We start from the raw sequence: 16,667 nt of genomic DNA, 5'->3' as shown, positions 1-16,667 counted from the left end.
ATCTCACGCGTCCAGGCAAGTCGTTGGCCTGCGCTCTCGCGAGGCCGATCGGCCGGAGCGCTCACGCCATTGCCCTTCTGTAAATTCAGAGTCAGCAACGCGCCTGCTGGGCCTGTCGTACTCATGTCCGACGCTCCTCGAACGGGGTCGGCGCCAAGCGGATGTTCCGACGCCCAAGCCAGTCTCGATCGCGCTCATTCAGTGAAAGATGACGCATCTCTGCGGCGTACTGCGTCAGGGCATCGTGCTTGTGACGGTCCAAGCCATCGAGTCTGACGCGCTCACTGAGCAATGTCTGGCGCTGCGCTTCGCACCGATCACGAAGCCGCAGCCGCGATTCTTCAAGTTGCTTAGCCTTTTCGCGGAACCGGGATAGCCGCGCAAGACCCAGGCGATGGGTCACCGGATCCAGTCGAAGCGCCAACTGACTGCTGACATGGCGCGCATATTCCTCGAGCGCCTCGAGCACCTGCATCAACGCTGTCTCCGTCTCTGCGAGTTCGGCCTGCGCTCGACTGAGCGCTGCCTGCGCCTTGTCAAGCCGCCACTGCTGCCTTTGGCGGATGGGCTCGAGGGTATAGACGAATGCCCGAGCATCGACATCGCTTGGCAACGAAGAAGACATGCCGAGATCTCCGGCGCTCACTTCGCCACCCCGGAGGACAGCACAGCTGCCGGTTTCTCATGGGCAAGGACAGCCTGCAAGTCCTTGATCGCCTCACTTCGATCCGCGCCCCCGTGGCGCTGACGTAGCCACTCAAGCAGCGCGGGCTCGACGAGCACCGCTCGATCGAGCTCGGCATTGCTTCCCCGCTCATAGGCGCCGATATCGATCATCTGCCGGTTTCGCTCCAGGATCGCGAGCTGCTGCACTGCGGACGTGGCGAGTGCCCGCTGCTCAGCGTCGGCAAGTTCCGGCATCAAGCGACTGATGCTCTTGAGCACATCGATCGCGGGATAGTGCCCACGATGGGCGAGCTGCCTGCTCAGTACGATGTGTCCATCCAAGATGGCGCGCAAGGCATCGGAAACCGGCTCGTTGAAGTCATCGCCCTCAACAAGGACTGTGAAGAGCGCCGTGATGGCGCCTCCCCCGGGGCCCATTCCGCATCGCTCGCAGAGCTCCGGCAGTTCCGCGAACACGGAGGGGGTATAGCCCCGCGCCGTCGGTGGCTCGCCAGCGGACAGCCCCACCTCGCGCCTGGCCATGGCGAACCGCGTGATCGAGTCCATGGTGAGCAATACATGGCAGCCTTGATCGCGGAAATGCTCAGCGATCGAGAGTGCTGCGTAGGCAGCACGAAGGCGCGCAAGTGCGGGCTGATCGGACGTCGCGACTACGACCACCGAACGGGCGAGCCCTTCTGGCCCCAGCTGCTTCTCGACGAATTCCCGCACCTCGCGTCCCCGCTCGCCGATGAGCGCAATGACGTTGACCCCGGATTGCGACATGTCAGCGTCCGCCGCTTTGACGTGTCGCGCGAGCAGGCCCAGCAGGGTGCTCTTTCCCACGCCGCTGCCCGCAAAGATGCCAACGCGCTGCCCTACCCCCAAGGTCAGAAGCCCGTCGATGCAGCGAATGCCTGTTTCGAGAACTTGGTTGATCGGCAAACGGTCCATCGGATTGACCGGCTTTGATTTCAGCGGGCGCCTCGAAGTCGTCGCAGGTGTCGGCCGACCATCGAGCGGAGCGCCGAAACCATCGATGACTCGCCCCAGCAGTGCATGACCCACGCCGACGTGCGACTCCGATCCGAGAGCATGCACCTCGCAGCCGGCTGCAATGCCGTCGACGGACCCATAAGGCATCAGCGTGACCCTGCCAGGCTTGAGCCCTACAACTTCTGCCAGCACGGCGGTTGCTTCGGCGCCTGGTTGGTACATGTCGCCGGTGGACTGCCCCATTGCCGGGCGGGTCATGATTCGGCATAGCTCACCCACGGCGACGTCGGGCCCCTGCGCCTCAATGGCGAGACCCTGCATCTCTCGAACCCATCCAATACGACGAAACAGTTCAGCCGAGCGAAGGGCCTTGATACTGGCCGCGACAGCATTCATGCGGGCTCCCTGTGGACACATCCGGTGCAACACGTGGGCCAACGATTCATCGCGCCTGTGCACAGCGACACCAGAGCGATCTCTGGACAACGCACGTCAGCAACGAGGAGTCCGGCTGAAAGCAAAGACCTCACGCGCGCTCTCCCGAAGCGTCTCGCGCGGCGGCCACTGCGGCGCGCGACCGCAACAACAGCTTGCGCAGCGAACCAAGTTGTACTTCCAGCCGTGCGTCCAGTGCCCCTTCCGGGGATTGCAGAACGCACCCGCCAAGAACGATGCTCGGATCGGCCACCCACTGCACATCTGCGGGTGCCACGTCACTCGCATCCAAGTCCGAGTCTGAGCGAAGCGTGGCCAGATCCTCCGGGTGCATGTGCACGGCCACCACCCGGCGGCTACGCTGCGCCTGAACTGCCTGCCTCAACTGGAGACGCAAGCCTTCCGCAGTCACCGCCTGGTCGCCCAGAATGCGGCATACCGCCTCGAACGACAGTGCAAGCATGTCATCCTCCGCCGCGCGGAGGCGTTCTTCGATCTGTCCGGGAAGCGCTTCCAGAATCTGCATCAGGTTCTGAACACGCGCCTGATAGGCCAGTTGAGCCTGCCGGGTCAGATCATGCTTGAGCTTTTCACTTCGCTCAGCAAGCTGCTGCTCTGCGGCTCGGGCCGCATGCTCGTTCGCTTTCCGGGCCTCGTCGGCCGCCAAGCGACGCCCCTCTGCCAACCCTCTGGCAAGACCATCTTCGTACCCCCTGTCGGTGGCGGGCTTCATCGATTGCAAGGGGGCGGCGGCCGGGCCCGCCGCTTGGTCAGGGCGTGGCTCTGCGGCCCGTGCTGGCACGGGGCGAACGACGTCCAGCGCTGGGCGTTGATCCGGGTGCGGCGAGGCGGAGGGCGTGACCCGCGCGCGTCCCGGCGTGGCCTTGCCTTGAATGATCACGTCTCGAAGGACGCGCGCGGTATCACCTCGCCGCGATCCCGACCCATCCTGTGCGGGGAAGACAGGTTCCTTCACCTCGCACGCTCCGAAGCAGAGATATCCTTTTTGAGAAGTCGCCCGACCCGGTACCGCACGCCTTTCCAAGACAGCGAGGATGGCGCTGCGGGAACGGTCGTCTCACGCACGACTCGCGCTACCGCCTCAATGAGTCTTGCCCGCATGGCCCGGGGAGTTGAGCGCCCCGAGACCGACCGGTCAGCCAGAATCTCCTTGAGTTCCCGACGCTTGTTCGCTTCCAGTGCGCCCAGCAGTTCTTCTCTCCAAGGCCAGTGTGCGCATTGCAACCACTGGGCAAGAAGTTCTGCAGGTTCTGTCCGAAGGCAAGCCACCGCCTGTTCTACGTCCGAGCGGCCCAACCCCATCAGAAACTCCTCGTCGCTGGGCCTTTTGCTTGAATCGTCGTCTGCTGTGGCTTCACTGATGAGCAGCGGATCGCGAGAGACGCCAACGGCCTCGAGTTCCTGCAGAAGCCCATTGATCTGCTGGCGCTGGGCGGACGACAACGCGTCCAGCATCCAATTGCGATCAGCAGGCGCCATTGCATGCAAGAGCAACGCTGCATAGCGGACCCCGTCCGTGCCAGAACCTGCCTGACCAGCTTCGAGATGCCGGGCAAACAAGTCGCCTTCTTCCGAAGACGCCCCCACCACTCGGCCGCCGACAAGCGACATCATGAGTTCGCCCCAGGCGCTGGATCCGGACGCTTCATTCCAGAGGAATCCGACTCGCCCAACCACTCGCGTATGCGCCGCAGCGCTGCTGCGCGCTCCGCCTCCGTCAACTCCCTGCTTCGAGATGCCGAACTCGTGTCTTTTTTGCGCTGGGTCCACGCGCGCGCCACCCAGGCAGCGCAGCCAATCACCAAGACAAGCGCGAAGAGCCAACGTACCGACTCCACGTCGCCGCTGGTTGAAGAATCCTTGACTGCACCTTGCCCAGCTCCATCGACGTTCGGAACTGCAGACTCTGCCTCGCTCGACGCGGTCCCGGCACTCTCGCCGTGAGTTTTCGACGACGGAGCCGCCAAGGTCTGAACGACCACAGTGTCCCCGCGTTCAAATGACGCACCCACCGCGGCTGCGATGAGTCTGCGAAGCTGTTCCTCCTGTGCAAGATCGAGCACTGTCCGAACCACTGCTACCACCTGAATCCGACGGATGGAGCCTGGCTGGCTGACGACCTGCTCGACACGACGGCCTGTCGCGTACTCGACATCGCGCTGTGAGCTTCCGGCTCTGAGAAGCCCCGCCTCGATCCCGCGCGCCTCGCCTGCCCCACCACCATCACGCAGAACCTCACGCTCGCGCACGACGACGCCGGTCGACTGAAGCCCATTACGCGACGGTGCCGGAAGCACATCTTCGGTGGTGGTCCGAATCTGATCCATGTTCAACGTGACATCGACACTGGCCAGCGCTTGTCCTGCGCCGAAGGCCCGGTCAAGGATGGCGCCGACCTTGCGCGACAGATAAGCCTCGGTGTCGCGTTTGATATCCAGGCGCGCAGCGTTGAGTTCGCCCTCGCCGCCGCCCGCGTCCGTCCGAGTCAGTGCGACGCCCCTGCCGTCCACGATGGTGACGTCCTGAATGGACAGTCCTGGCACGGCGGCGGCGACAAGGCGCTGCACACCCGTGATCTGCTCAGGACGCAGCTCTTGCCCCTGGCGCATCATCAGCGTGACAGATGCCTTGGCCTTCGAACTGGCTTGCTTGAACAGTCCCTGTTCGGGGAGCGCCAGAAGGACACGAACCTCGCGCACTTCAGAGAGCGACTGAATGGTCCGCGTCAGCTCACCTTGCAGCGCACGTTGGTAGTTGATCTTCTGCGCGAACTCGGTCATCCCGAAGTCCGTGTTATTGAATAACTCCAAACCAACCGCGCCATGGAGCGGCAGCTCCTTCCCCATCAGCTTGATGCGTGTGGCATGAACCGTCGCCTTGTCCACCAAGATGGCGCTGCCGCTGTCACCAAGACGGTAGGGGATCTTGAGGCGCTCGAGTTCAGCCGTCATCGCCTGAGCGTCCTGCGGCTTGAGATCAGAGAACAGGACCTGATAGTCCGTGCGAAACACCCACCAGGCCGCGAAGGCCAGTCCAAGGCCGATGGCAAGGACGCCCGCCAACAGTCCGGCGCGGGCGCTTCGAGTCAACCCATCCCAGAAATTCATATCGGCATCTTCATCACGTCTTGGTATGCCTCGAGAAGGCGGCCTCTCACCTGCATCAGCACCTGGAATGACAGACGGCTTTCCTCAAGGTTGATCATCAGCTGATGCAGGTTCTGCGCCTCTCCGAGGGCCAGCTTCTGCAAACCGACTTCACCATCGATGATCTTCTTGTTGACCTCGCTAAGTCCCGCAGAAACCATCTGCGCAAAGTTTGTGGTCCCCAGTCGGGCACTCTGGTCGATAGGAAGAGGGCCAGATACAACCGAGGCGGAGGTAGGCGCGAGGGCGCCAGCTTGAAGCTGTGCCACCATCGACTGCGCCTGTGGCGAAAGCGCCGACAGCGCCTCTACGGGCAAGAACGTGGTCATGCATTGCCCCCGATGTCCAACGCACGGAGGGCAAGCGTTCTCGTTGTGTTCATTGCAGACACGTTTGCTTCATAGGCTCGCGTTGCACTCATCATGCTGACCATTTCGGTCGCAACGTCGACTGGTGAGTAGGACACATAGCCGCGTGTGTCTGCGAGCGGATGAGACGGTTCGTAGACCATTCTGGAGGGAACGTTCGACGCCACGACATGGGCAAGCGGCTGTGACTCGGCAACATTCAGCGCCTCGAGCCCTTGATCGAACATCACGCCGAATCCCGATGCCGCAGCACCAGCGGTGGCCGGGTTGCCGGCGGCAGCAACGACTCGCAGTGGCTGATAAGTGACGCCACCGACTCCTTGCACAGTGTTGGCATTGGCGAGATTCAATGCCGCGACGTCGACGCGCAAGCGCTCCACACTCATTCCAGCTGCACTGATGGCAAACGACTGGCTGTAATCCACGTTGATCTCCTTACTTTCTGCCATCGCCAGCCGCCATCGAGAGGATGGCGAAATGACGGGAGAGGCCCTTGACCAGAGCCTGGTAATGCACTGCGTTGCGGGCCATCTCCGCGGCCTCCGCATCGAGCTGCACCGAATGGTCTGCGGCGGGCTCGATGAAGGGGCGGACCTGACCAAGCCCGGCCGGATCCAACCGGCCGGTCGCTTCCATTCCCTGCTTGAGGCCCGTCAGCTGCGCTTCGAAGCTGACTCGCTGCGGGACGTAACCCGCGACATTCGCGTTGGCGATGTTGGTCGCAATCGCCCGCTGACGCATGCTGGCCGCATCAAGAGCGAGGGCCAAGGCAGAGCGGGTGACCGCTTCAATTCCGTCATTCATTCCTGTCTCCTTTTTCTCGGACAGCGTTAGCTAACGTGTACCGCGCACTATTGAACGATGAGTTCGCCATGTAGAGCACCTGCAGCCTTGACGGCCCGGAGGATCGAGATCACGTCCCGCGTACTGGTCTTGAGCCGCGCCAGCGTCTGCACCAGGTCAGACACCGTGTCGGATCCCATCACAAAGCCAGCCCCGTTGAGTTCATCGACATCGACCCGGGTGTTGGTCACGATCGCAGTGCGAACGTCGGGGCCGCCATTGATGATGTTGAATGGCTGGGACGCCGAGTTCTGACTCGAAATGGCGATCTTGATGTCCCCATGGGAGATTGCGACTCGGGAGATCCGCACATCTCCGCCTGCCACCACAGTGCCCGTGCGCTCGTTGATCACCACCTTGGCTCGGCGGTCCGGCTCCACGGTGACGTTCTCGATGCGTCTGAACAAGGCGACCAAATGGTCTCGGTGCATGGACGGGACGGCAATCTCGATGCCGGAAGCGTCGCGCGCAGTCGCCAAGCCCCCCCCGAGCTGTTGGTTGATCGCATCAGCCACGCGGCCCGCTGTGGTGTAGTCCGGTTCAGCAAGGACGAACGTGATGTTCTGGTGCTCATCCACCATGTTTGCGTTCACGCCTACCTCGACGGTCGCGCCGTTTGGAATGGAGCCAGTGGTCGGATGATTCTTCTGCACCACGTTGCCATTGGCGTCGTAGCGATAGCCCCCGACTGATAGCGCACCTTGGGCAAGTGCGTAGACCCTGCCGTTGGCACCCTTGAGCGACGTGACGAGCAATGTGCCACCCACAAGGCTACGAGCGTCCCCCGCTGAGCTCACGGTCACGTCCAACGTGTCCCCTTCTCTGGCGAAGGTGGGCAGCGACGCACTCACCATGACCAGCGCGACGTTGCGGCTCTGAATGGCCTCCGGAGCGATGGTGAGATTGAACTGTGAGAGAACATTGGCGAGAGACTGACGCGTCGTTCTGTTGGATGGCGAATCCCCCGTGCCGGCCAAGCCTGTCACGATGCCGGTTCCGAAGAGCGCGTTATCCCTCCAGCCTTTGAGCTTGCCCAGGTCCTTGACTCGCACAGTGTCAATCGTTGCTGCGCCCGCAGCACGCCTCGCCGATTGCTGCGCGTGAGCCGGCAGCGAAACGCTGAATGCCACTACGCCGAAAGAGCAGAAAAGGATGCGAGCTCCGACCCGCGACATGAAACGGTGCATCACAACCCCAACCAGTCCAGGATGCGTCGCCAAGCGCTGCGCCGTGCTCTGTCAGACACGTCGCCCTCGCCGACGTAGGTGATGCGAGCGTCGGCCAGGCGGGTTGACAGGACGACATTGCCGTCCGAAATGTCCTGAGGGCGCACCCGCCCCTCAAGATTCACCTTCTGCAGTTCATCGTTGACCGTCAGAAGTTGCTCGCCGGCAACCATGAGGTCGCCATTCGTGAGCACGCTCTTCACGGTCACGGTCAATGTCGCAAGCAGTTTGTTCGTCCGCTGCGTGCGGCCGCCCCCGTCGAAGTCCCCGCTGATACCAATTCCCAGAGTCCCTACCACTCGGTTTCCTGTCTGAGTCACGGAGCCCGCAATATCGTTGGCGCGGCGCGTGCCCGTGTTCGCGCTGGTCGAAGCTGAGGAGTTCTCGAACACCTGGACAGTCAAGGCATCGCCTAAGCGGAAAGCCTTGTTGTCGGCGGTGAGGGGCCTGAACGTACCCTCTTGATAGAGGCTCTCGGCCGCAGCGGGCTGGCCCAAGCCTAGCAAGCCGGGTGTGATGATCGCCAAAGCGGCAGTGCGGAAGTTCCAGCGCCAGCTTCCGATGCTCATGGCTGAACCTCCACCTGCCCCGGGCCAGTGACGCGAGCAAGCACCTCACTGCTTGCGCCTCTTACCTTCACCCGAACAACTTCACCGGGGCGGCCATCCTGCAGCACTTCGACGCGGCTCTCCACGGAGACACCTCCGCTGCGCACGATGAGATGAGCCCAGCCGCCACGCGTGACGGCAGGCGATGGCCGCATGTTTTCTGCAAGCAGCACCTCTCCGACATGAAGAGGCCTTCGCAAGCGCTGGGGCTCATCCGCGGTGAGCCCCTCACCCCCGGGCTGCGCAAGTACAGCTGGGCGTCGGCCTTGGAGAGTTGTGAGATCCACCTCCCTCTGATCGATGCTCGCTTGCCTGAGTACGCCGTCCAGCGGTGCATCCCTCTCGAGAGGCATCGACGCGACGCCGACTTGGGCCCAGGCATTCACTTCAAAGGTGACCGCCGTCGCGCGAGCGAAGCGGTCGTTCACCCAGATGTCTACCCACACCAGCATTCGGCGCGAAGGCTGCACCCAGTCGGCGATGGGCCGAACCCGCAGTACTGGATCGCCAGCGGGTAGCATCAAGTCGCGAGGCGTAGACGTTGCCTGCACCTGGCTCTTGAAGCTCCGCGCGCCCAACCAAGTCTGCAGCGCAGACTGGGCAGCCGCGGCGACGGCTTCGCCCGGCAGATTCTGCGAAGCACTCTCCACCACGGTCTCTGCCGCGCCGCTCCATCGTAGGCTCGGGGCGGAACCTTGCGGCCCGCCAATCAAACCCCGTACCCCGACCCAGCGCGCCACGGCTTCGCGCTCCAAGGTAATCATGGATCCAGGGCGAGGCGCGTGCCCCATGGGTATCGCCATGATCCGGCGCAATGCCGACAAATCATCGCTCGTGAGATAAGCGATGTCACCCAGCGAGACCGCACCTTGGCTCACCTGCACACGGGGTCGTAGCTCGATGGACACAAGCGGGGAGGCCGACTCTGCTCTACCCGCAAGCGCGGCGAGAAGCAACCACCAAGGCGCCACGGCGCCTCTAAGAAGGCGCATCGGGTTACTTCCGAAGGCCATTGATCATTCCGAGCATCTCGTCCGAAGCCTGCATGACCTTGACGTTTGCCTCGTAGACGCGTTGGGCGATCATGAGGCTCACCATTTCTTCACTGAGCTTCACGTTGGAGCCCTCCAGAAAGCCCTGAGCCAGACTGCCCATGCCGTCTTCGCTTGCCTTTCCTGCAATCGCTTCGCCCGAGTCCACGGTGGCCCGGTAGAGACCGCCGCCTTGCGCCTGCAGCGCACCCGCAGCGGTGAAGCGGACCAGGTCCAGTTGACCTACTTCAACAGGATTGGCTTGACCAGCAACTTGGACACGAACACGGCCATCCTTGTCGATCTGCATGTTCTGCGCGGTGTCCGGCACGGCAATGTTTGCCTTCAGTGGAAATCCACCTTGAGTGGCGAGGACGCCATCCTTGTTGACCTTGAAGGTGCCCCCACGTGTGAATGCACTCGACCCGTCAGGCATGGAGACTTCAATGAACCCTTCTCCCTCAATCGCGACGTCCCAAGCTGAATCTGTCTTCTTCAAGTCGCCCATGTCGAAGAGCTTGGCGACAGAGGAGATGCCGACGCCGGCCCCAAGCCGCCGGTCAGCCAAAAGCCCAAACTCGTCGGCAGCGGGTTGCGCAAGGGTTTGTTGAACCATCAGGTCCGCAAACGCCACCTTCCCTTTCTTGAAGCCAGTGGTGTTGACGTTGGCCAGGTTGTTCGCGATCGTGTCAACGTTGAGCTGTTGAGCCTGCATGCCGGTGGCGCTGATGTAAAGGGCGTCGAACATGATGTCGGGTCTTGTTGAAGAACAGAAATGCAGGTGTCAGGACAGGTCGCCCAGCTTGCGCACAGCCGCGCCGATCATCTCGTCGTAGCCTTGGGCAACCCGCTGCATTGCTTCGAAATGCCTCATTGACTGAATGAGCTGCGCCATCTCTTCCAAAGAGTTGACATTGGAGTTTTCAAGAAATCCTTGCCGGATCCTGGCATCTGCTACCTGCAACGGTGTTGCATCCGTCTGCAGAAGCCCATTCCCCAGCCGCTCGAAACCGACCTTCCCCTCGAAGCGGACAACCTTGAGCTGGCCAACCGCCGCTGACTCCACATCGCCTCCAGGTTTCCTCTCGAAGATCTGTCCGCTCGGGTCAATCACCACATTCGGTCGGGTCAGCACAATTTCCCCGCCCACACCCATGACGGGGTGGCCCTCGTTGGTCACGAGGCGTCCACGTGGATCCAGCTGCCAGCCACCGCCCCGCGTATAGGCCACGCCTGCGTCAGTCCGCACTTCGAAAAAGCCTGGGCCGTCAAGCGCCACATCGAGGCCCTGACTCGTGGACTTCAAGGAACCTGGGCGGTCATCTGTCTGAACGATCACCGATGTCGCAGACATCGGTCCAGGCAGGCCGCGAACGGCAGCGGCTGGGCGGTCCGCCCCTTGGGACCACGCTGCCCCACTCAGCATGGCTGCTTCAAAGCCCCCGCCGCCCATCGGCAGCGCGCTGACTACCGTCCGCTTGTAGCCAGGGGTCGTCGCGTTGGCAACGTTCATGCTTATGCGGTCAAGGCGTGCCATGTCCTGCTGCAGGGCATTGAGACTGATGGCCAGAATGTCGCTCACGGTGCGCCTTTCATTGGTTCAAAGCTGGACGACGCTGAAGGACTTCAGCTCCATCGAATGAGGCACTTCGGACATGGAGAGCACTCGCAGATGCGGCATGACGCGCTCTGAAAGCGCACGAAGATGCCGACGTAGTTCCGGCGCGCAAAGCAAGACTGGTAGCAGGTTGCTTTTCATCATGCGCTCCGCTTGTTGGACAAGTCGCTTCATCAGCTGCTCTGACACGCGCGGGTCGAGCACGAAGCCCTGAGTTGCCCCGGTGTCCGATGCCGAGTGGATGTCTTGCAAGAGCTGACTCTCTATGGATGGGTCGAGCGTCAACACTTGGAGTGCACTTGCATCGCCCAGTAGTCCCTGACAGATCGCACTCCCGAGCCGCAGCCGCACCATCTCCGTCAGATGTGCGGGCTCTCGCGTCGTACGGCCAGCGTCTGCAAGGGCCTCGAGGATGGCTTCGATATGCCGTATTGACACCTTCTCTCTCAGCAAATTCTGGAGCACCTTCTGGACGTCGCTGGAGGAAAGCACCGTTGGGATCAACTCTTCCACCAGTCCAGGCTGGCTCTGGCGAACACGGGCCAAGAGCCGATCGACTTCGGCTCTGGTGAGGAGCGTCGCTGACTCCCGTCTCAACATCTCGGTGAGATGAGTGATAAACACGGTGGGAGCGTCGACAAGGGTGTAGCGCGCTTGGGAGGCCGCTTCCCGTTGCGTGTCTTCAATCCATAGGGCTGGCAACCCATATGTCGGGTCCCGCGTCGGTTCACCCGGTACCGACTTGACGTCTCCCGCAGGATGAATGGCAAGCAGGCGATCCGCGCGCGCCTCGCCTCTCGCAACCATGACGCCGTCGAGATGTATCTCGTAGCGGTCTGCCGCAAGCTTTGCTGAATCTTTGAATCTCACCCGCGGCAACACCAAGCCAAATTCCTGGGCGTGTTGCTTGCGGAAGGCCGAGACGCGCTCCATGAAAACGCTCCCGGGCTGATTGATGACCGGCACCCAATTGCTGCCTATGTAAACCTCGATAGGCTCGACACGCAGTTGTTCGTAAGGATCGTCTGCCTTGCCGTCCGCGGGACGACCGTCACCCGGACCCGATCCTGCGGAGTCCTTGATGTCGTTATCACCGGGATCAGAAGCCGTTGTCGTCCTCTTGGCACGATAGAGCAGCGTCGACGCAAGAAGGAAGCAAAGCGCCAAAGTGAGGGTCGGGATGGCCGGGATTCCAGGCAACAGAATCAGGCCTCCAAGAGCCAACGCGACCAGCAGAAGCGTCTTCGGGAAGGAACTCACTTGTCGAAGAGCCTCTTTGCTCAAGTTGGCATCGGACGAGGAGCGCGTGACGATGATGCCGGTGCCCACAGCGATGACCAGAGCCGGGACCTGAGTGACGATGCCATCACCAATGGTGAGCAGGGTGTAAGTCTGCAAAGCCTGAGCCCAGGGCAGTCCGTGCTGCATTACACCGATGACAAGCCCGCCAATGATGTTGATCAAAAGGATGATGATGCCGGCTATTGCGTCACCCTTTACGAACTTGCTGGCACCATCCATCGCGCCGTAGAAGCCGGCTTCACGCTCGATGTTCTTTCGTCTCCGCTGAGCCTCAGCCTGGTCAATGAATCCCATGTTCAGATCAGCATCGATACTCATCTGCTGACCCGGCATGCTGTCCAGCGTAAAACGTGCTGCGACCTCCGATACGCGCTGTGCTCCACTCGTCACAACAACATATTGAACGACGATGAGGATGAGGAACACGATCAACCCGATGACATAGTTGCCGCCCACCACGAAGGCACCGACAGCACCGATCACTTTCCCCGCGTCCCCATCAGAGAGGATGAGACGCGTAGCCGCTACATTGAGAGACAGGCGAAACAGCGTTGCTATCAACAGCACGGACGGGAAAGTCGAGAACTCGACGGGCCGCGCCATGTAAAAGGTTAGCAACAAGACGAGAAATGCAAAACCAAAGTTGCTAAGAATAAGGAAGTCGAGCAGGCCGCTAGGGATAGGGGCGAACAGCACGACAAGGACGCCCAAAACGAGCAACACCAGCGCAACGTCACTATGCTTCCCAAGAACTCGGCTCAGGGTTCTCACGAAATAGCACTCTCTCTCACAGAGGAATTAGCCCGTTTCTCTCGCATTGCAAACACCCAAACAATGATGCGCGCCACCTGCGCGTACAGCTCTGGGGGTACCATGTGATCCACGGGCAGTTCTTTATGAAGACGTCGAGCTAGCGGAGGATCTTGTACCACCGGGATTCTGTGCAGTGCTGCCATTTCCCGCATCGCTGCTGCCATGCCACCTGCGCCTTTTGCAAGGAGTTGGGGAGACGTCATGCGCCCATGGTCGTATTTAAGGGCGACCGCAATATGTGTCGGGTTGGTGATGAGTACGTCGGCATCCTTGGTTTTTTTTAATGCGACACTTCGCTGATAATTTTCGCGTCGAAGGTCACGGATACGCGCCCGAATACGAGGATCTCCATCCCGATGCTTTACTTCATCCTTCAGTTCCCGATGGCTCATCCGCATTTTTTTTGCGAACTCATGCCGAGTGTAAATGAGGTCGATCATGGCGATCAGCGCTAGCACCATCACCATCTTCAGACCAATGCTCGAAAAATCGTCGACCAGCATTCTGAGATACGCAATCGCAGAAAGAGAGGAAAGAGCGTAGAACTGCCCCAGAAGTGCTTCCAGAGAAGCATACGCAACAAGCGTGAGTACGATCAACTTCACCACAGTTCGCGCACCGTCGAATAAGACACGCAGTGAAAAAATTCGCTTTATTCCCTGCTTGGGATTAAGGCGCTGAAAATCAAGCTTGATGGGTTCGGCAGAAAGTACGGGACCGGTCTGCATCATATTGCCGACTATCGCCCCTATCATGATTGCGGCGAAGAACGGCAGCATCAAACTCAGCGTCGCAGTAATGCTGTTTGCGATCAGGAACCAGAGTCCAGCGCTCGAGTAATCCACCTGGTTCAGGTGGTAAATCACAGTGAGGTCATGACGGAACTGCGACTGCACCGCCTCAAAGCCCTGCCACGTCAAATACCCAACAGCGATGCAGAAAACGAGCGTAGACACGACTTCCGCACTCTTGGCGACCTGCCCCTTCTCTTTCGCCTTTTTTAGTTTATATGGCGTCGCCGCTTGGTTGCGATCCAAATCCTGCTCCGCCATTAACGTACCCCCGCCATGCCAGGGGATGCGGCCTCAAAGATCTGGGTCCACGTCAATAAAATGGAAGCATATATCCTCGTCATTGCGGCCTCCGCGCCAACTAACCAGAAGGACAGAGCAGCCAGGCCGACAATGATCTTGATCGGAATGCCCATGACAAACATATTCATCTGGGGCAGGTTTCTGCTGACCACGCCAAGCGCAAATTCGACGAGCAGGATGCAGAAAACAACCGGCGCCACCAGCGCGAAACCAAGGCTAAAAAGGCCGGCGGCCTGCTTCAAGAGCGGCCCAAGTACGTGCACTGTCGACCACGGTGCTCCGAGGGGGAATCGCTCTAGGCTATAACTTATGCCCCTCAGCAGCGCATGATGCCCATTAAGCGCAAAGAAGACCAATGCAGCTAGATAATTGAACGCTGAGGTTAATACAGGGACAGGACGCATCGTCACCGGATCTACGATTTGAGCCAATCCAAATCCCAACTGTGCATCGAGAACCTGGCCCGCAATCGCAAACGCCGCAAATGCGATCAAAACTCCCAGACCCAACGTGGCACCCAACGCCAGCTCGTACATCGCAGCAACCAGGATATCGCCCCATTCCATGCGACTGATGACGGGTGAAACTCCCAGCCCAGCCGCGATGCAAATCGCCAGCGAGAGCATTAACAAGGTGCGGACGACTCGCGTCTGCGGCAGTGCATAGAACACAGGGGTCATCACAAGGGTGGCGGTGATCCGCAACGTCAGCAAGCCGACCCCGATCCACCAACCACTGCCGCCTCCTCCCACAATCGGACCGGCCCAGGGAGGAACTTGCGAAGCACCCGTCACAATAGCCGCGTCAGAACATCATGGGAATGCTCGTCCAAAGCTGGACGGTGAACTGCGTCAATTTCCTGAGCATCCAAGGACCTGTGACGACGATTGCGGCACCTGCGGCGAGAAGCTTGGGCACGAACGTAAGCGACATTTCCTGAATCTGCGTGACCACCTGGAGCACGCTGATCACCAAGCCCACGACCATCACCGTGCCAAGGAGCGGAAAGCAAAGAAGCAACCCCGTCCAGAACAAGTCGGACATCATCTTCAGCGCCAAATCCGCATGCATACCCGCTCCAACAGATACAACTTGTGTTGTCTGCAGGACAACTTCGCTTCTCAGTGCATCTTCGAAACGGAGTTTAACAGTCTTGTGACAATGTTTCCCCGAAAGATCGACTGTTTGGGGGATGGACAAGCCGCTTGACGCCTGTCCTTGCTGCAGGAATATTGACGGATGGCCAGCGTTGGCGTATTAGGCGGAAGCGCGGCCAGACACATCAAAGAGTGCGGCGCACACTCCGGTCTGCCATCGGACGATTGCAAGCGGCTCGAAGTGAGAGCTCAAGGAAGACGGTGGTGCAGACATTTGATCCCGCCACACGCGGCGGACAATAGAAAACATTACCGAAGCCGCTCCGGTTGTCATTGCTTTGAAGCGCCCTCCCGGCTACGAGGACGTCCACCCTGAATTGGTGATCGAGGACGCAATGCAGCCTGAGTGGTCGTACCAGTTCTTGAGGGATGAAGGGGCTGTGGTCATCATTGCGGTCGACCGGCTAGAGGACTACGAGTGGTCGTCAGCGTCACGGGTGGCCAGAGACGCCGTGAGGCCAACTTGGCCATCATGGTCACTGGTCAAGAAGTAGTCGCGACCAACCGATGGGCGATGGGCGTGATCTGCGCGTTGTAAGCCGTGGCGCTGCCCTCCGGGGTGATCTTGGTCCTACCCACGCTGATCAGGGACTTCTTTCGCTGATGCTGGCGCTGGACTCGCAGGCCGTGAATCACCTGATCGTCAAGAACCTGCCCTTCGACACATTCAAGGACTTCGATTACCTGAGCCTGCTGGTCACCACGCCGCAGGTGCTGGTGGTGCGCAACGAATTGCCGGTGCGCGACCTCGATCAGTTGGTGGCCTACTTGAAGGCGCATCCCGGCACAGCCTATGGTTCGGCCGGCACGGCATCGGCCGGGCACGTGAACAGCGCACAGCTTTCGATCATCAAGGGCCTGCAGACCACGCACGCGCCCTACAAGGGGGCCGGCCCACTGCTCGCCGATCTGCTGGGCGGCCACATCGATTTTGCTTTCGCTGGCCTGTCCGTGATGCTGCCGCAGATTCAGGCGGGCAAAGTGCGCGCCCTTGCCGTCAGCAGCCCGGCGCGGTCGCGCCAGTTGCCCTCGGTGCCCGCCATGAACGAACTGATCCCCGGCTTCGAATTCCCGACCTGGGTCGGGCTGGTCGCGCCCGCCGGCCTACCCCCGGCCGTGCGCGCCAAAATCCTTCAGGCGCTGCAGGACACGATGCGGGATCCCCAGGTGAGCGCACGTTTCGCCGAGAACGCCTTTGATATTGTCAACAGCACGCCCGAAGCGTTCACCGCGCGTGTGCACAACGACTCGGCGCTCATGGCCGACCTCGTCAAGCGCGGTGTCGTCGGCACTGATTGACGCTTCACGACCCCGTCCCGTCCCCTCGCCACAAGGCTCCCCAG

The 16,667-nt window shown here is 60.7% G+C and carries 18 protein-coding genes; 1 reads left to right on the top strand and 17 read right to left on the bottom strand.

The genetic code is table 11. From position 1 onward, the window contains the following. Positions 1 to 121 precede the first annotated feature (121 nt). The 17 genes from ABIC63_RS05780 to ABIC63_RS05700 form a co-directional block, all read right to left on the bottom strand. Positions 122 to 625 carry a hypothetical protein gene (locus ABIC63_RS05780; protein WP_354319017.1) on the bottom strand — a complete coding sequence of 168 codons (504 nt, stop codon included), beginning with the start codon at positions 623 to 625 and terminating at the stop codon, positions 122 to 124. A 17-nt stretch (positions 626 to 642) separates the two neighbouring features. Next, a complete protein-coding gene (locus tag ABIC63_RS05775) occupies positions 643 to 2,058 on the bottom strand; it encodes a FliI/YscN family ATPase (RefSeq protein ID WP_354319016.1) in 1,416 nt (471 codons plus the stop codon). 130 nt (positions 2,059 to 2,188) lie between these two features. Beyond that, entirely contained in the window at positions 2,189 to 2,830 is a 642-nt protein-coding gene (locus ABIC63_RS05770; RefSeq protein WP_354319015.1) for a FliH/SctL family protein, read from the bottom strand. A gap of 239 nt (positions 2,831 to 3,069) precedes the next feature. After that, positions 3,070 to 3,732, bottom strand: a complete 663-nt coding sequence (locus tag ABIC63_RS05765) for a hypothetical protein (protein ID WP_354319014.1) — start codon at positions 3,730 to 3,732, stop codon at positions 3,070 to 3,072. Further along, a complete protein-coding gene (gene fliF / locus ABIC63_RS05760; protein WP_354319012.1) occupies positions 3,729 to 5,225 on the bottom strand; it encodes a flagellar basal-body MS-ring/collar protein FliF in 1,497 nt (498 codons plus the stop codon). Before fliF ends, ABIC63_RS05765 begins: the two co-directional genes overlap by 4 nt. Further along, positions 5,222 to 5,593 carry a flagellar hook-basal body complex protein FliE gene (fliE, locus tag ABIC63_RS05755; protein WP_354319011.1) on the bottom strand — a complete coding sequence of 124 codons (372 nt, stop codon included), beginning with the start codon at positions 5,591 to 5,593 and terminating at the stop codon, positions 5,222 to 5,224. The genes fliF and fliE overlap by 4 nt, the downstream gene beginning before the upstream one ends. Beyond that, entirely contained in the window at positions 5,590 to 6,057 is a 468-nt protein-coding gene (gene flgC / locus ABIC63_RS05750; RefSeq protein WP_354319010.1) for a flagellar basal body rod protein FlgC, read from the bottom strand. The genes fliE and flgC overlap by 4 nt, the downstream gene beginning before the upstream one ends. 10 nt (positions 6,058 to 6,067) lie before the next feature. Further along, positions 6,068 to 6,436 carry a flagellar basal body rod protein FlgB gene (locus ABIC63_RS05745; protein ID WP_354319009.1) on the bottom strand — a complete coding sequence of 123 codons (369 nt, stop codon included), beginning with the start codon at positions 6,434 to 6,436 and terminating at the stop codon, positions 6,068 to 6,070. Positions 6,437 to 6,483: 47 nt separating this feature from the next. After that, positions 6,484 to 7,662: a flagellar basal body P-ring protein FlgI gene (locus ABIC63_RS05740; RefSeq protein WP_354319008.1), complete on the bottom strand. Its 1,179-nt coding sequence runs from the start codon at positions 7,660 to 7,662 to the stop codon at positions 6,484 to 6,486. Beyond that, positions 7,662 to 8,270 carry a flagellar basal body L-ring protein FlgH gene (locus ABIC63_RS05735; RefSeq protein WP_354319007.1) on the bottom strand — a complete coding sequence of 203 codons (609 nt, stop codon included), beginning with the start codon at positions 8,268 to 8,270 and terminating at the stop codon, positions 7,662 to 7,664. The genes ABIC63_RS05740 and ABIC63_RS05735 overlap by 1 nt, the downstream gene beginning before the upstream one ends. Further along, a complete protein-coding gene (locus tag ABIC63_RS05730; RefSeq protein ID WP_354319006.1) occupies positions 8,267 to 9,073 on the bottom strand; it encodes a flagella basal body P-ring formation protein FlgA in 807 nt (268 codons plus the stop codon). The genes ABIC63_RS05735 and ABIC63_RS05730 overlap by 4 nt, the downstream gene beginning before the upstream one ends. Positions 9,074 to 9,305: 232 nt before the next feature. Continuing rightward, the gene (gene flgG, locus ABIC63_RS05725) at positions 9,306 to 10,088 is read right to left on the bottom strand and encodes a flagellar basal-body rod protein FlgG (protein WP_354319005.1); all 783 of its coding nucleotides are present in this window, start codon (positions 10,086 to 10,088) and stop codon (positions 9,306 to 9,308) included. A gap of 36 nt (positions 10,089 to 10,124) precedes the next feature. Next, the gene (locus ABIC63_RS05720; protein WP_354319004.1) at positions 10,125 to 10,922 is read right to left on the bottom strand and encodes a flagellar hook-basal body protein; all 798 of its coding nucleotides are present in this window, start codon (positions 10,920 to 10,922) and stop codon (positions 10,125 to 10,127) included. An 18-nt stretch (positions 10,923 to 10,940) separates the two neighbouring features. Beyond that, complete coding sequence (gene flhA, locus ABIC63_RS05715) at positions 10,941 to 13,031, bottom strand: flagellar biosynthesis protein FlhA (protein ID WP_354319003.1); 2,091 nt, start codon at positions 13,029 to 13,031, stop codon at positions 10,941 to 10,943. Then, a complete protein-coding gene (locus ABIC63_RS05710) occupies positions 13,028 to 14,110 on the bottom strand; it encodes an EscU/YscU/HrcU family type III secretion system export apparatus switch protein (protein ID WP_354319002.1) in 1,083 nt (360 codons plus the stop codon). Before ABIC63_RS05710 ends, flhA begins: the two co-directional genes overlap by 4 nt. A gap of 14 nt (positions 14,111 to 14,124) precedes the next feature. Next, on the bottom strand, positions 14,125 to 14,919 hold the full coding sequence (locus ABIC63_RS05705; RefSeq protein ID WP_354319039.1) for a flagellar biosynthetic protein FliR: 795 nt from the start codon (positions 14,917 to 14,919) through the stop codon (positions 14,125 to 14,127). 52 nt (positions 14,920 to 14,971) lie between these two features. Next, positions 14,972 to 15,367, bottom strand: coding sequence for a flagellar biosynthetic protein FliQ (locus ABIC63_RS05700; RefSeq protein ID WP_354319001.1), 396 nt, complete (start codon positions 15,365 to 15,367; stop codon positions 14,972 to 14,974). 560 nt (positions 15,368 to 15,927) lie between these two features. Between ABIC63_RS05700 and ABIC63_RS05695 the strand changes: the two genes are divergently transcribed. After that, entirely contained in the window at positions 15,928 to 16,623 is a 696-nt protein-coding gene (locus tag ABIC63_RS05695) for a Bug family tripartite tricarboxylate transporter substrate binding protein (RefSeq protein WP_354319000.1), read from the top strand. The last annotated feature ends 44 nt before the right edge of the window (positions 16,624 to 16,667 follow it).

It is taken from the genome of Pseudacidovorax sp. 1753 (genome assembly GCF_040544975.1).
Classification (GTDB): domain Bacteria; phylum Pseudomonadota; class Gammaproteobacteria; order Burkholderiales; family Burkholderiaceae_C; genus Xenophilus.
This window is presented reverse-complemented; position numbering and strand designations above follow the sequence as displayed.

Excerpts from the sequence above, each read along its gene's own strand:
- ABIC63_RS05780 (WP_354319017.1), bottom strand. The coding sequence starts at position 625 with ATGTCTTCTTCGTTGCCAAGCGATGTCGATGCTCGGGCATTCGTCTAT.
- ABIC63_RS05775 (WP_354319016.1), bottom strand. The coding sequence starts at position 2,058 with ATGAATGCTGTCGCGGCCAGTATCAAGGCCCTTCGCTCGGCTGAACTG.
- ABIC63_RS05770 (WP_354319015.1), bottom strand. The coding sequence starts at position 2,830 with ATGAAGCCCGCCACCGACAGGGGGTACGAAGATGGTCTTGCCAGAGGG.
- ABIC63_RS05765 (WP_354319014.1), bottom strand. The coding sequence starts at position 3,732 with ATGATGTCGCTTGTCGGCGGCCGAGTGGTGGGGGCGTCTTCGGAAGAA.
- fliF (WP_354319012.1), bottom strand. The coding sequence starts at position 5,225 with ATGAATTTCTGGGATGGGTTGACTCGAAGCGCCCGCGCCGGACTGTTG.
- fliE (WP_354319011.1), bottom strand. The coding sequence starts at position 5,593 with ATGACCACGTTCTTGCCCGTAGAGGCGCTGTCGGCGCTTTCGCCACAG.
- ABIC63_RS05745 (WP_354319009.1), bottom strand. The coding sequence starts at position 6,436 with ATGAATGACGGAATTGAAGCGGTCACCCGCTCTGCCTTGGCCCTCGCT.
- ABIC63_RS05740 (WP_354319008.1), bottom strand. The coding sequence starts at position 7,662 with ATGCACCGTTTCATGTCGCGGGTCGGAGCTCGCATCCTTTTCTGCTCT.
- ABIC63_RS05735 (WP_354319007.1), bottom strand. The coding sequence starts at position 8,270 with ATGAGCATCGGAAGCTGGCGCTGGAACTTCCGCACTGCCGCTTTGGCG.
- ABIC63_RS05730 (WP_354319006.1), bottom strand. The coding sequence starts at position 9,073 with ATGATTACCTTGGAGCGCGAAGCCGTGGCGCGCTGGGTCGGGGTACGG.
- flgG (WP_354319005.1), bottom strand. The coding sequence starts at position 10,088 with ATGTTCGACGCCCTTTACATCAGCGCCACCGGCATGCAGGCTCAACAG.
- ABIC63_RS05695 (WP_354319000.1), top strand. The coding sequence starts at position 15,928 with ATGCTGGCGCTGGACTCGCAGGCCGTGAATCACCTGATCGTCAAGAAC.